This window comes from Pseudomonas sp. BB438 (assembly GCF_057180225.1).
This window is the reverse complement of the sequence record NZ_CM170001.1, coordinates 4020206-4033313: the sequence shown is the minus strand read 5'-3', so window position 1 is coordinate 4033313 and position 13108 is coordinate 4020206. Positions and strand designations below refer to the sequence as shown.

Genomic DNA, 13108 nt, shown 5'->3' with positions numbered 1-13108 from the left:
CTTACCTCAGAAGTTGACGCTCGCCGTCAGGCGAGCCGTACGCGGCGCACCCTGGAACAGGTAGCCGTCGCCGAAATATTCACCGACATCGCGCCAGTAGCGCTTGTCGAACAGGTTGTCGACGCTTAGCCGCAGCGTGGTCGGGTAGTCACCGATCCGTGTGCTGAAGCGTGCGCCGGCGTCGTAGACGGTGTAGCCGCCGACCTCCACTGCGCCGTCGCGGTCGGCGTACTTGGCGCCGCTGTAGCGTGCCGCGCCGAGCAGCGACAGCCCCGGCACTTCGGCCAGCGCGTAGTCGGCCTGCAGGCTGGCGCGCAGGCGCGGGACGTTGATCGCCTGGTGGCCTTCGTAGTCGTCCGTGCCGCTATTGACCACTCGTGAGCGGATGGCCGCAACGCTGCCGCTCAATTGCAGCGCGGAGGTTACCCGGCCACTGGCGGACAACTCCAGCCCGCTGTTCTTCTGCTGGCCCTGCTGCACGTAAGTGAAGGTGCCATCGCCGTTGGGACGGGCGAACTGATAGGCCTGGTGGATCTGGAACAGCGCGGCGCTCCAGTCGAAGCCGGGCAGTTCCTGCTTGATGCCGAACTCGACCTGGCGCGACGAGGTGGGCGCCAGGGTGTCGCCGGCGTTGCTGGCGAACCAGGGGGCCTCGCCGCCCAGCGACAGGCCCTTGCTGTAGCTGCCGTAGATCGAGATATCCGCGCGTGGCTTGAAGATCACCGCGCCATTGGGCAGGAACTCCGAGCGGCGGGTATGCCGGGTGGTGTCGCCTTCGCTGTCGAAGGTGCGTTCGTCCAGGCGGACCTGGCGACCGCCCAGCACGACTTGCCACTGGTCATTCAGAGAGACACGGTCGCTGGCGAACAGGCCGTACTGGCGGCTGTCGAGGTGGCGGTAGCTGTGGCCGGGCTCGCCATCGAACGGCTCCACCGCACCGATGCCGCTGTAGATATTGCCGGTGCCGACCCACTCGTTGAGCTCCGGGCGGCTGTCCAGCACCCGGCGGAAGGCCGAGGTGCCGACGGTCAGCTCGTGACGCAGCCAGCCGGTGGCGAACTGGCCGTGCAGGGCGGCTTCCAGCTCGTCGTTGCGGCGGGTGTCGTCCGGGCTGCGGAAGTCGTAGAGGTCGTAGTCGCCTTCCGGACTGAAGTAGTTGGGCACTGCCGAATCGGCGCAACTGGCGGCGCCGTAGCAGCCCCAGGGGAAGGCGCTGTAGTCGTCGATCACCACCTTGCTGCGCGAGGCGCTGAGGGTGCCGGTCCAGGCTTCGTCGAATCGGTACTCGAAGCGCGTGTTGAGGTTCAGCGATTCGATGCGTACCGGGTCGGCCCAGCTCTGGTAGCCGATGCGGTCGTGCGGGCCGATGCCGTGGGGCAGCTCGCTGCCGCCGAGCAACTGGTAGCCCGGCGCCGAGGGCTGGCGACGGTTCTGGTACTCGGCGTCGAACTGCCAGAGGGCGTTGGGCGAGAGGTTCCAGTCCAGGGCCAGGGAGGCAAAGTCGCGATTGCCGTCGGTGTGGTCGATGTAGGAGCGCAAATCTTCATGAGCCAGGTTCACCCGCACGCCGACGGTCTGCTCGCTGTCCAGCCAGGCGCCGACGTCGGTGGCCAGGTAGCGGCCGCCTTCGGCGTCAGTGCCGAGGGTCACCGAACGCACGTCCTGTGGCCGCTTGGTGACGTAGTTGATCACCCCGCCGGGTTCGGACACGCCGCTCTGCAGGCCGGACAACCCTTTGAGCACCTCGACCTGCTCCTTGTTCTCCAACGCTACGTTCTGCTCGCCGGTGATGGTCCGGCCGTTGATCTTGTAGCTGCTCGCGGCATTGAGCGAGTAGCCGCGGATCTCGAAGTTTTCGTAGTAGCCCACCGGCGCGTAGGCCTCGCCGGTGGAGGCGTCGTTCTTCAGCACGTCGCTGAGCAGGCGTGCCTGCTGGTCCTTGAGCAGTGCCTGGTTGAAGACCGAGATGGAGGCGGGCGTGTCCAGCAGTGGGGCTTCGCCGAAGCCGCCCACCGAGGCGCGATTGCTCGCGTAACTCTCGGTGTCATGGCCGATCACCGTGACGGTGTCCAGGGTGGTTTCCTCGGCCTGGCCCGGGCCGCTGGCCAGCAGCACGGCCAGGGTCAGCAGGCTGAGGGGAAATCGTGTGCGCGCAGGGCGCGGCAGGTACTGCATGGAACGCTCCTGAATATCGCCGGGGCGTGCGCCGGGAATGCACGGGGCCGAGCCCCTCCCGCGCGAAACGGATGGCCTTGGATGTGAGACGTGATTGCCCGTGAACGAGCTGTCAGGCCGGAGCTGCTCCGGTGGTCAATGGCAGGGAAGGCTCTGCGGCCCACTCCTGCAGCGAGCCGTCGTAGATGGCGACGCGCGTTTCCCCGGCCAGTGTCAGCGCCAGGGCGAGGGCGGCGGCGGAGATGCCGCCGCCGCAGTACAGCAGTAAGGGCGGTTCGGCCTGACGCAGCCCGGCGATGGCTTGTTCCAGTGCCGCGCCGCGCCGGTAGCAGCCATCGTCGTCGAACAGATTGCGCGCCGGCAGGTTGCGGCTGCCGGGGATGTGCCCTCGGCGGGCGTAACGGGTGACGGCGCTGCCGTCGAACAGGGCGGCGGACAGGGCGCAGACCAGCGTGCCGTCCGCTTTGCCGGCCACGACTTCTTCCACGCCGTGACGGTCGATCCAGAAGCCTTCCCGGTACTTCGCCGGGGTCGACAAAGTGCCGCTTTCCGCCTCGGCGGATTCGCCTTGTTGCAGCGAAAAACCGACAGCGATCCAGGCGCGCAGACCGCCATCCAGCACGGCTGCATCGATGCCCAGGCTGCGCAACATCCACCACAGGCGCGCCGCCCAGAAGCCGTCGCTGCGGTCATAGATCACGATCAGCGAATCGTCGTGAAGGCCCAGCTTCCGCAGGGCGTCCTTCGCCCGTTGCGGATCAGGCAGGGCGAAACTGAAGGGCGCTTGCGGATCGGCCAGCTCGCTGAGCAGGTCGGCATGGCGTGCGCCGCGGATGTGCCCTGCGAGCCAGCCGGCGTGGCCGCTCTCGACTCGGTAGTCGCCGTCGAACCCGGGTGCGGCCAGCTCCACACTGGCGTCCAGCAGGCACAGGCGCGGGTCGTCCAGCAAGGCGGCGAGCCCGTTGGCGCTGATCAGGGGTTCGCTCATCTCAATCCACCTTCGCCGCCAACTGGCGAACATGGTCCAGCAGGCGTTGGCCTTCGCGGCCGAGGAACCAGCGGGTGTGGCCGATCAGGTAGTTGTCGTAGGCCAGCGAGGCGCTCTCGGCCGAGCCGAGGATGCCGTGGAAGTAGATGACTTCGGACAGCGCGAAGTCCGCATGCACCAGTGGCAGCAGCGCGGCCAGCGCGAGCCGGTCGTCACGGCTCAGCGGGCGAACGCTGGCGTAGCCCACCAGCAGCGCGTCGAGGGCGTCGAGATCGGCTTCGGCGGCGCGGCCCTGGTCCAGTTCAAGCCAGGGCACCAGGTTGCGCTCGATGGCGGTGGCCAGGTCGAACAGCGCGAAGCTGCGATCGCTCAGACCGAAGTCCAGCACCGAGACAACCTGCGCGTGCGGGCCCTCTTCGCTCCAGAGCAGGTTGGAGGCGTGCCAGTCGTTGTGTGTCCACAGTGCTGGCTGGCGTTGCAGGTAGGGCAGCAGTTCACGTTGCAGCGGCAGGTGCAGTTCGCGGAGGGATTCCTTCCATGGGCGCGCATGCAGGTACTCGGCGAGGGCGGGAGTCCGCTCGAGCGCTGCTTCGATGGCCGCCAGCGGGTCCGGCGCACCGAACAGGTTCAGGTTGCTCAGCAGCACGCCGGCACTGCGCGAGGGCGCGTCGAAACCTTCGGCGGCGCGGTGCAGTTTCGCCAGCGCGGCGCCGGCAGCGAAGGCGTGGGCGTTGTGCTGGAACGGCGTCCAGGACAGCGCGTCGCGGTACAGGTCCAGGCCTTGGGCCTTCTCGTGGACTTCATAGGTCCAGCCGTCGCGTTCGATAGCGCTGCGGCCCTGCCGATCACGCAGTACCTGCGCCACTGGCGCACCGCGTCGGGCCAGGTGATCGAGGAAGGCGTGTTCCTCCGCCAGCCATGCCGCCGTGCGCACGCGGGGCGAGTGACGTTTGACGAACAGCGTGCCGCTGGGGGACTCCACCAGCGCGGCGGCGGAGAAGGGCCGGGGGCTGTGCCAGGTCAGACGCGCCTCGTCGCCGGCGGCGGGAAAGTCAGCGAGCAGCGCGCGCACTTCCGCAGCGGTCAGCGCCGGCCAGTCGGGCTCCACCGGGTCCAGGCCCATGCCGTGGCTCAGGCGTTTCGTCATGCTGGGTTCTCCACTTGCCAGGCATTGCTGGTGGCGCCGCGCCAGATTTCCGGATCGCGCAGCACACCATAGTCATGCAGCCACTGGGCGTAGGGCTGCAGCAGTTCTTCGCGCTGCTCGCCCCAGCGGCCGTGATGCAGCCAGCTGGGCGCGATGCGCCGCAGGGATTCTGCCAGCATCTCGCGGGGAAAGTAGGGAATGGTGCGTTCATAGACCGGCAGCGCAGCCTCGGGCTCGGCCGCCGCCGCGAGGAATCCGCGTGCAGTGACGGCGAGGAAGCGCCGGGCAATGTCGGCATTGGCGTCCAGCCAGTCTTCACGGGCGCCCAGCAGATAGCTGTGGTAGGGCGGCGCGCCGATCTCGTCCACCGGCAGCACCACGCGGCGCTCCTCGGCGATGGGGCTGGGCAACAGCGCTTCCCAGGCCCAGTAGCCGCCGAAGCTGGCGTCGGCGAGGCCGGCGGCCAGGTCCTCCGGGCGCAGCTCGCGGAAGCCGGCATCGACCAGTTCCACTGCATCCGGGTCGCCGCCATCGCGGGACACCAGGTGGCGCACCATGGCCAGGCCGCGTGGCGTGGGGTTGAGTGCCAGGCGCTTGCCCTGCAGGTCTCGGGGGCGGCGGATGCCGCTGTCGGTGAGGGTCTGGATCGATTCCAGACCGCGATGGTTGATCGCCGCCACGCCGATCAGTGGCTGGCCCAGTTCGCGACGCACCAGCAGACGATTGCTGGGGAACACGCCGAACGCGGCGGCGCCACGCACCAGGTGCTCCAGGGTGTCGCCGTGGTAGGGGTCGTGCACCACCAGCTCCACGTCCAGCCCCGCGTCGCGGTACCAGCCGCGCTCACGGGCGAGGTAGAAGCCGGCCGAATTGGGCCAGGGGTGGAAGTATTCGAGCATGACCCGCAAGGCAAACATGGAACCTTTCTCCGATACGGCCAGCGGCCGGCGACTGCGATGGGGCGTATTGAAGGGTAGCGCAATTGGTATATACCAATATGAATTTCACTGGTTTTTATAATTGGATGGAATAACAGGGTCGTTGGCAGATGGTGCGGGTGCCGTGGGAGACGACAACCCGGTGATTTGTACCAATCGCTCTGGCACGGGCGTCGCGGGTTATGACCTCATGCGATTTAGATATTTATGGTTATAAGAAGTCGGCGATAAAGTAACGCCTTCATCTAAGGCAGTCCGCAAGCAGGACCTCATGAGCCAATCCCCCTGGGGCGCGACGCCCGTACTGACCTTGCCCCAGGGCGAGAAGCAGCCGCTGTCCATTCGCGCCAAGGCGCTGGTGTTCTCCGATCCGCGTTCGCGCCAGCTGCTGGAGTTCCTCGACCGTGTCGGCCCCAGTGAGGTGCCGGTGCTGATCAATGGTGAGACCGGCACCGGCAAGGAGTTGGTGGCGCGCTACATCCACAGCGTCAGCGGTCGCAAGGGCGCTTTCGTCGCGGTGAACTGCGGCGCGATCAACGAGAACCTCGCCGAGAGCGAGCTGTTCGGCCATGAGGCCGGCGCCTTCTCCGGTGCCACGGGCCGACGTGCCGGCTGGTTCGAAGAGGCCGACGGCGGCACCCTGTTCCTCGACGAGATCGGCGACCTGCCGATGCCGCTGCAGGTCAAGCTGCTGCGTGCCCTGCAGGAGCAGGAGATCGTCCGTGTCGGTTCGCGCAAGCCGATCAAGGTGGATATCCGCCTGGTCACTGCCACCAACGTTGACCTGGAACAGGCGGTGGACGCCGGCAATTTCCGCCTCGACCTGTTCTACCGCATCAACGTTGCCCAGGCCCGCGTGCTGCCGCTGCGCGAGCGCCCGCTGGATATCATGCCGCTGGTGGAGCACTTCCGCCGGCTCTACGCCCAGCGCCTGAAGATTGCCGAGCCGATGTTCTCCGAAGCCGCCGTCAGTGCGCTGCTGGACTATGCCTGGCCGGGCAACATCCGCGAACTGGAGAACGTCGTGCACCTGGCGCTGCTGGTAGCGGGGGAGAAGGTGGTGCGGCCCGAGCACCTGAAGTTCTCCGCCGCACTCTCGGGCCAGCGGATCGGTGCGGGCGCGCCGACCGGTCTGCCGCAGGAGATCATTCGCGACCAACTGCAGCGCCTGTTCGACGTGCCGGGTGAAACCCTGCTGCACGACCTCGAAGACCTGATCGTTCGCGAGTCCTTCGCCCACTGCGGCTTCAACCAGCTGCGCACCGCCGCGCTGCTGGGCATCAGCCGCAACGCCATGCGCACGCTGCTGGTCAACCACGGCCTGCTCAAGGGCCGCGCCAAGGCCTGATCAGTCGCGACGGCGCTGGCGCGCGCTGGCCGCGGCAGCATCCCGGCGCAGCAGCGGCAGCAGTTCTTCGCCCAGGTGGATCGCCTCTTCCAGGTGCGGGTAGCCGGAGAGGATGAAGGTGTCGACGCCCAACTGGTGATACTCCTCGATGCGCTCGGCGACTTCCTCGTAGCTCCCCACCAGCGCCGTGCCCGCGCCACCCCGTACCAGGCCGACACCCGCCCAGAGATTCGGCGAGACCTCCAGGTCGCGCACGCCGTGCGCACGGCCCTGGGTCAGGCTGATCTGCCGCGATTGCCCCACCGACTCATAGGCTGCCAGCTGTTGCTGGGCTCGCTCGATGGCATCGCGGGGAATCTCGTCGAGCAGGCGCCCGACATGGGCCCAGGCCTGGCACGAATCCGCGGCGGCGAACACGTGCAGGCGCAGGCCGAAGCGCAGCTCGCGGCCATGGCCGGCGGCCAGTTCGCGCATGCGCAGGATGCGCTCGCGGATCATCGCTGGCGGCTCGCCCCACATCAGGTAGCTCTGCGCATGGCTGGCGGCGATACGCTCGGCTACCTCCGAGGCCCCGCCGAAACAGATGGGCGGTAGCGTGGCTTCGCGGGCGATCGGCACCGGGCTGCCGGTGCGGTAGTGCCGACCATGGTGCTCGCGGCCGGCCCAGGTGGCGCGGAACACGTCGAGGAATTCGGCACTGCGGGCGTAGCGCTCGTCGTGTTCGAGGAAGTCGCCCAGGGCGCGCTGCTCGAAACGGCTGGAGCCGCTGACCAGGTGCAGCAGCAGGCGGTTGTCGCTGAGCTGTTGCAGGGTGGCGGCCTTGTGCGCGGTGTAGGCGGGCAGTTCGACGCCGGGACGCAGGGTCAGGAGGAACTTCAGCCGGCGGACTTCCTGGACCATCAGCGCGACGATCAGCCAGGGATCTTCGAAGCCGCTGGCGGTCGGCACCATGATGCCGTCGAAGGCCGCCTGCTCGGCGGCGCGCACCACCTGACGCAGGTAGTCGAGGGTCGGCGCGCGCTCGCCCTGCTGGAACAGCCCGACCTTGGGCAGGCCGCTGCTGGTGAGGTGGTGCCCGTCGCCGTTGGTAGGCAGGAACCAGTCGATCTCGATGCGTCGGCGTTTGGGTTCAGCGGCCAATCCGGGTGTCCTTTTCAGCTTCGTGGCGCAGCAGCGGCAGGACCCGTTCGCCGAAGCGCAGGACCTCGCGCACCGCGTTGGGTGCCTGCAGGATGATCTGGTGGAGGCCGGCGCCGTGCAGTTCGCACAGGCGGCTGGCGACCTGGGCGTAGCTACCCACCAGTACGGGCGGTTCGCCTGGTGCGGGCAGCCACAGGTTCAGGTGGATCTCGCTGCGCCGGGCGGGGTGCTCGGCGCGCTCGGCCAGCAGCTCGACCACCGTGGCATCGGCGCGGCGGCGTTTGCCCCGGGGCGGGGCGGCGAACGCCAGGGCCTGGCGGGCAGCCTCGTCCCACGCCTGCTCCTCGCTGTCGCGGGCGATGATCCCGAAGCTGGCGATGTGGCCCAGTGTGCGGCCGGCAACCTGTGCCGCGTGGTTCAGGCGGGCGATGGCGTCGCCCAGCTGCGCGACGCCGCTGCCCTGGAGGAAACAGAAGTCCGCGCGGCTGGCGATGCGCTCGGCACCGAGGCTTTCGTCCAGCAGGAGCGGCGTGGGAGGCAGGTCGCGCAGGCCGAGTCCCGCGTTCTCCAGGTGGAAGTAGCGGCCGTTGTGGTCCAGCGGCGTGGCGTGCGCATGCAGCAGGTGCTGCAGGATGTCGAGGAACTCGTCGATGCGTTCATGCCGCTGGTCGCGGTTGAGTACCTCGCCGAAGGCCCGGCGCAGGCTGCCGCGATCACTGTCGGGCAGGTGCAGGCGCACGCGCCCGGCGGATAGCGATTGCAGGCTTTGCAGCGTCGCCGCCAATGCTGCCGGGAGCATGGCCTCGGCCGGCAGGCTCAGGGTCAGGCCGAGCTGCCGGGTGTGTGCGCACAGCGCTGCAGCGACCATCAGGCTGTCCGGCTGGCTGGGCCCGCCGGGCAGGTAGAGGTCGTCGACGCCGGCGTATTCCACGGCCTGGGCCAGTTGCACCCATTCCGACGGTTGCGCCTGCCAGTCCAGACCGCGCCGGGTGCCGCTGGCGCAGAGCTTCCAGGCGAAGCGCAGGCTCATCCGGCGACCGCCAGGCGTTCGCTGGCGCTCGTCCAGCCCAGCGCCGGGGCGATGTCCCGCGCCAGTTGCTCCAGGCGTCGCAACACCTGGGCCTGGCTGGAGCTTTCCGACTGCACCACGGCAATGAAGTAGTCCGCGTAGGGCAGCAGCGACGGGTCGTTGCGCACGCTGGCGATCACCTCCTCGGGATGGCCGTGGTGGACGTTGAGCAGGTGCAGGTGGCTGTCCAGGTCGGCGGCTTCGTCGATCAGGCCCTCACGGATGAGGCGGGGCACGTGCAACTCGATGTCCGCTGCGAGTTCCGCGCGGGACTGAGCCTTGTCGTCAGCGGGAAACACCGCGCGGACCACACCGATGCGCGGCCGCCGGGTTTCGTCCTGCCAGGCGCCGAGATAGGCGTCAGCCAATGGCTTCTGCACGGTCAGTGGGTCATGGGTGGCGGTGCCGAGCAGCAGGCCGTTACCTTGCTCGGCGGCGTACACCGCGCCGGCCTCGCTGCCGTGGGAATGCCAGAGCCGTTCCCGCAGCGCGGCCGCCGGTGGATGCAGGCGAAGCTGCGCCTCGCCGGGCAGCGGCGCGCCGAGCAGGGCGGCCTGCAGCGCACGTTGAGAGTGCTGGAAGTCGTCCTGGCGGCGCTGCGCATCGCGGCCGAAGGCGTTGAACATGTCCAGGTTGGCGCCGCCGCTGCCCAGGCCAAGTTGTACGCGCCCGCCCGACAGCGCGTCGAGCACGGCGGCATCCTCGGCCAGGCGCAGGGAGTCCTCCAGCGGCAGGGTAACCACGGCGGTACCCAGCTCGATGCGCCGCGTGCGTGCGGCAATGGCGGCGAACAGCAGCAGCGGCGAGGGCAACTGGCCGAAGCCGCCGCTCAGGTGGTGCTGGGCGATCCAGCCGCCGTCGAAGCCCAGTGCTTCGGCGAACTCGAACTGCTCCTGCAGGTCGCGGTAGACCTGGCGCGGATCATTGCCGAAGGCATGGGTGAGGAAGCCGAGCTTGAACGGCTTCCGCGGTTTCAGTGCGCTCATGCCGGTATCTCCTGTGCGAGTGCGCGCTGCTGGCGCGGTTGCCAGCCCAGCGCGGGGGCGATGTCGCGGGCGACGGTTTCCAGGTGGCGCAGGGCTTCGGCGAAGCCGGTCGAGGTGGTCTGCACCTGGACGATCAGTTGGTCATCGGCGCCCAGCGGTGCATCCGCACGCAGCTGCTCGGCGATCTTCGCCGGGTCGCCGTGCAGCACGCCGAGGGCGTCGAGCACCGCTTCGAAGCCCTGTGCCGGGTCGGCGTGGCCGATGCCGATGCGGCGCTGGCGTTCGACGTAGGTGAGGATGTCCTGGCGCAGGGTCGAGCCCGCTGCCGCGGCGTCGGCACCGGGGAACACGGCGCGCACGAGGGCGACCCGGGGCGTTCCGGCGTGGGCGGGATTCCAGGCCTGGCGGTAGCGTTCGACCACCTGCGAACGCGGCTCCGCACCGGCGTTAGGGTTGGGCGCGAGGATCAGCCCATTGCCGCGGGCGGCGACCTGTTCGACGCGGGACGTCGCCTCCCACAGGCGTTGTTCCAGGCCATTGGCGGCGGGGCGCAGCACGCGCCCTTCGGCATTCAGCGGCTCGCCGGCCAGCGCCTGGCGCAGGCGCTCCAGGCGCTGGTCGTACTGCGCGTGGCGGCCCTCCAGGCGCTGGCCGAAGGCGGCGAAACTGTCCGGGTCGAAGCCGGCGCCCAGGCCCAGTTGCAGGCGGCCCTGGCTGATCAGGTCGAGCACCGAGGCGTCTTCGGCCAGGCGCAGGGCATTCTCCTGGTTGAGCACGACGATGCCGGTGCCCAGCTGGATGTGCCGGGTTCGCTCGGCTGCCGCGCTGAGCAGCACCAGCGGGGAGGGCAGGCGGCCGTTCTCGCTGGCGAAATGGTGCTGGGCCAGCCAGCCGCTGTCGAAGCCCAGCGCTTCGGCGGCCTCGAACAGTTCCAGGGTCTGCTGGTACAGGCGCGGCTCGAACTGCGGGGCGTACACGCGGTTGAGGAAGCCCAGGCGGAAGCGGCTGCGGAGAGTGTGGCGGCTCATGGTTGGCGCTCCTGGTCGATCTGCCCGAGCAGCGGGGTCAGCGCAGCGCCAAGGCTTTCGCTGGCAGCCGGTGCACCGGGCAGGGCGTTGAACGGGCTGAGGGTGAGGTAGCCCTTGGCGACCCATACCGCTTCGTCCTCGGCGTTGTTCGCGCCCGGCGGCGGCGACCAGGCGAAACCGATGCCCGGCTTGCCGGCCAGCTTCGCGTCGAGCTTGCCGAGGTCTTCGGTGTAGAGGGCGTGGAAGGGCACGTAGCTGCCGATGCGGGTCAGTCGCGCGCCCTGGAGTTTTTCCAGCGGCGGCAGGTTGAGGTTCAGGCCCACGCCTTTGGGCAGCAGCGCACCGTCGGCTGGTCGGTGCTTGTCCAGCGCGTCCACCAGGCGGGTGACAATGGCGGCGATGCGCAGGCTGTCCTGTTCCTTCAGGTCGGCGCTGACCGCCAGGGCGGGCACGCCGGAGAGCACTGCGACGCTGGCGGCGTTGAAGGTGCCCGAGGCGCTGTTGAGGGCGCCGAGGTTGTTGCCGGGATTGGGCCCGACGATGACCAGGTCGGGGTGCGGCAGGACATTCTCCAGCCCCAGCAGCACGGCCATGACCGGCGTGCCGCTGATGCGGATGTCCACCTGCTGGCCGGAGCAGCTCGCGGTTTCGCAGAGGCCCTTTTCGGTGGTGGTGAGGTAGTAGCTGTCGGGATAGGCCGGGTCGTCGTCACGGCCGACTTGTGTCTCGCGCCCGAAAAAGAAGGCACCGCCCCGCGCGCTCTGGTCGCTGTAGGGCGCGGCGATGCGCACGGTGTGCCCGTCGGCCTTGAGCGCGGTGTACAGCGCGCGGATGTTCGGGTGGCGGTAGCCGTCGTCGTTGCTGAGCAGAATGTTCAGCGCGAACGCCGGCTGCGCGAGGGCGCAGCCGGCAGCCAGCAGCAGGGGCGCGAACCTCATGCCGCACTCCCGGCGAAACGGTTGGCCGGGCGCACCAGGCCGAGGTTCTCGCGCAGGGTCGTGCCTTCGTACTCGCGGCGCAGCAGCCCGCGTTCCTGCAGCAGCGGCACCACCTCGTCGACGAAAACCTCGATGCCGCCTGGCAGGTAGGGGAAGAACACGTTGAAACCATCGCAGGCGCGAGCCTGGAACCAGGCATCGAAGGTGTCGGCGATGTCCTCGGCGGTGCCGATCACCGGGTTGCCGCCGGCCAGGCGCAGGTACAGCTGGCGGATCGTCAGGCCCTCGTTGCGCGCCAGTTCCAGCACCTTGTCGCGGCGGCTGCCGCGCTGGCCGGCCGGGGTTTCCGGCAGCGGGCCGTCGAGGTCGTGGGCGGAGAGGTCGATGTCCTCACCGAGGGTGTCGGCCAGCAGGCGCAGGCCGAGCACCGGGTCCACCAGGCTCTGGAATTCCTCGAACAGCGCGCGGGCTTCCTCACGGGTGCGGCCGATGAAGGGGGTGACGCCGGGGAGGATCTTGATGCCGTCCGGGTCGCGGCCCAGCGCGGCGGCGCGCTGCTTCACGTCGGTGTAGAACGCCTGGGCGGCGGGGATGGTCTCGGCCATCGCGAAGATGACTTCCGCCACGCGGGCAGCCAGCGCCTTGCCAGCATCCGAGGCGCCGGCCTGTACCAGCACCGGGTGGCCCTGCGGTGGGCGTGCCACGTTGAGCGGGCCGCGCACCGAGAAGTACTCGCCCTTGTGGTCGAGCACGTGCAGCTTGGCCGGGTCGAAGTACTGCCCGCTGGCCTTGTCCCGCAGGAAGGCGTCGTCTTCCCAGCTGTCCCACAGGCCCTTGACCACGTCGTGGAACTCCTCCGCGCGGCGGTAGCGTTCGGCGTGGTCGATGTGCGCCTCGCGGCCGAAGTTCCAGGCTTCGTCCGAGACCACCGAGGTCACCAGGTTCCACGCGGCGCGGCCCTTGGACAGGTAGTCGAGCGAGGCGAACTTGCGGGCGATGTGGTACGGCTCGTTGTAGCTGGTGGTGGCGGTGGCGATCAGGCCGATGCGGCTGGTGACGGCGGCCAGCGCGGCCATCAGGGTCAGCGGCTCGAAGTGCTCGCCGCGCGCGGTGCGGCTCAGGGCGTCGAGGTGGTGGCCCCAGAGGGCGACCACGTCGGCGACGAACAGCGCATCGAAACGGCCGCGCTCGGCGGTCTGCGCCACCTGCTTGAAGTAGTCGAAATCCAGGCTGGCGTCGGCCTGGGCCTTGGGGTGGCGCCAGGCGGCGACGTGGTGGCCGCTGTTGGCGAGGAAGGCGCCGAGCTTGAGCTGGTCGGTACGGCGGGTCATGTCTTGTCTCCCGTTCGGGC

11 protein-coding genes are annotated in these 13108 nt (G+C 69.0%); 1 reads left to right on the top strand and 10 read right to left on the bottom strand.

All coding sequences use genetic code 11. From position 1 onward, the window contains the following. Nucleotides 1-6: 6 nt before the first annotated feature. From AC1ZV1_RS18395 to AC1ZV1_RS18380, 4 genes are all read right to left on the bottom strand, one after another. Nucleotides 7-2175, bottom strand: coding sequence for a TonB-dependent siderophore receptor (locus AC1ZV1_RS18395; protein WP_484292993.1), 2169 nt, complete (start codon nucleotides 2173-2175; stop codon nucleotides 7-9). A gap of 112 nt (nucleotides 2176-2287) precedes the next feature. Then, nucleotides 2288-3163 carry a sulfurtransferase gene (locus AC1ZV1_RS18390; RefSeq protein WP_484292992.1) on the bottom strand — a complete coding sequence of 292 codons (876 nt, stop codon included), beginning with the start codon at nucleotides 3161-3163 and terminating at the stop codon, nucleotides 2288-2290. Nucleotide 3164: 1 nt separating this feature from the next. Beyond that, the gene (locus AC1ZV1_RS18385; protein WP_484292991.1) at nucleotides 3165-4310 is read right to left on the bottom strand and encodes a phosphotransferase enzyme family protein; all 1146 of its coding nucleotides are present in this window, start codon (nucleotides 4308-4310) and stop codon (nucleotides 3165-3167) included. Next, on the bottom strand, nucleotides 4307-5227 hold the full coding sequence (locus AC1ZV1_RS18380) for an ABC transporter substrate-binding protein (protein ID WP_484292990.1): 921 nt from the start codon (nucleotides 5225-5227) through the stop codon (nucleotides 4307-4309). The genes AC1ZV1_RS18385 and AC1ZV1_RS18380 overlap by 4 nt, the downstream gene beginning before the upstream one ends. 292 nt (nucleotides 5228-5519) lie before the next feature. Here AC1ZV1_RS18380 and AC1ZV1_RS18375 point away from each other — a divergent pair, with 292 nt between their 5' ends. Then, a complete protein-coding gene (locus AC1ZV1_RS18375) occupies nucleotides 5520-6596 on the top strand; it encodes a sigma-54 interaction domain-containing protein (protein WP_484292989.1) in 1077 nt (358 codons plus the stop codon). Here AC1ZV1_RS18375 and AC1ZV1_RS18370 read toward each other — a convergent pair whose 3' ends face one another. From AC1ZV1_RS18370 to AC1ZV1_RS18345, 6 genes are read right to left on the bottom strand one after another with little or no spacing between them, the layout of a single operon-like run. Next, nucleotides 6597-7736, bottom strand: a complete 1140-nt coding sequence (locus AC1ZV1_RS18370; protein WP_484292988.1) for an LLM class flavin-dependent oxidoreductase — start codon at nucleotides 7734-7736, stop codon at nucleotides 6597-6599. Continuing rightward, nucleotides 7726-8766: an LLM class flavin-dependent oxidoreductase gene (locus AC1ZV1_RS18365; RefSeq protein WP_484292987.1), complete on the bottom strand. Its 1041-nt coding sequence runs from the start codon at nucleotides 8764-8766 to the stop codon at nucleotides 7726-7728. Before AC1ZV1_RS18365 ends, AC1ZV1_RS18370 begins: the two co-directional genes overlap by 11 nt. Next, nucleotides 8763-9791: an LLM class flavin-dependent oxidoreductase gene (locus tag AC1ZV1_RS18360; RefSeq protein WP_484292986.1), complete on the bottom strand. Its 1029-nt coding sequence runs from the start codon at nucleotides 9789-9791 to the stop codon at nucleotides 8763-8765. Before AC1ZV1_RS18360 ends, AC1ZV1_RS18365 begins: the two co-directional genes overlap by 4 nt. After that, a complete protein-coding gene (locus tag AC1ZV1_RS18355; RefSeq protein WP_484292985.1) occupies nucleotides 9788-10819 on the bottom strand; it encodes an LLM class flavin-dependent oxidoreductase in 1032 nt (343 codons plus the stop codon). Before AC1ZV1_RS18355 ends, AC1ZV1_RS18360 begins: the two co-directional genes overlap by 4 nt. Further along, a complete protein-coding gene (locus AC1ZV1_RS18350) occupies nucleotides 10816-11757 on the bottom strand; it encodes a 5'/3'-nucleotidase SurE (protein ID WP_484292984.1) in 942 nt (313 codons plus the stop codon). The genes AC1ZV1_RS18355 and AC1ZV1_RS18350 overlap by 4 nt, the downstream gene beginning before the upstream one ends. Next, on the bottom strand, nucleotides 11754-13088 hold the full coding sequence (locus AC1ZV1_RS18345) for an LLM class flavin-dependent oxidoreductase (RefSeq protein WP_484292983.1): 1335 nt from the start codon (nucleotides 13086-13088) through the stop codon (nucleotides 11754-11756). Before AC1ZV1_RS18345 ends, AC1ZV1_RS18350 begins: the two co-directional genes overlap by 4 nt. Nucleotides 13089-13108 lie beyond the last annotated feature (20 nt).

Excerpts from the sequence above, each read along its gene's own strand:
- AC1ZV1_RS18395 (WP_484292993.1), bottom strand. The coding sequence starts at position 2,175 with ATGCAGTACCTGCCGCGCCCTGCGCGCACACGATTTCCCCTCAGCCTG.
- AC1ZV1_RS18390 (WP_484292992.1), bottom strand. The coding sequence starts at position 3,163 with ATGAGCGAACCCCTGATCAGCGCCAACGGGCTCGCCGCCTTGCTGGAC.
- AC1ZV1_RS18385 (WP_484292991.1), bottom strand. The coding sequence starts at position 4,310 with ATGACGAAACGCCTGAGCCACGGCATGGGCCTGGACCCGGTGGAGCCC.
- AC1ZV1_RS18380 (WP_484292990.1), bottom strand. The coding sequence starts at position 5,227 with ATGTTTGCCTTGCGGGTCATGCTCGAATACTTCCACCCCTGGCCCAAT.
- AC1ZV1_RS18375 (WP_484292989.1), top strand. The coding sequence starts at position 5,520 with ATGAGCCAATCCCCCTGGGGCGCGACGCCCGTACTGACCTTGCCCCAG.
- AC1ZV1_RS18365 (WP_484292987.1), bottom strand. The coding sequence starts at position 8,766 with ATGAGCCTGCGCTTCGCCTGGAAGCTCTGCGCCAGCGGCACCCGGCGC.
- AC1ZV1_RS18360 (WP_484292986.1), bottom strand. The coding sequence starts at position 9,791 with ATGAGCGCACTGAAACCGCGGAAGCCGTTCAAGCTCGGCTTCCTCACC.
- AC1ZV1_RS18355 (WP_484292985.1), bottom strand. The coding sequence starts at position 10,819 with ATGAGCCGCCACACTCTCCGCAGCCGCTTCCGCCTGGGCTTCCTCAAC.
- AC1ZV1_RS18350 (WP_484292984.1), bottom strand. The coding sequence starts at position 11,757 with ATGAGGTTCGCGCCCCTGCTGCTGGCTGCCGGCTGCGCCCTCGCGCAG.
- AC1ZV1_RS18345 (WP_484292983.1), bottom strand. The coding sequence starts at position 13,088 with ATGACCCGCCGTACCGACCAGCTCAAGCTCGGCGCCTTCCTCGCCAAC.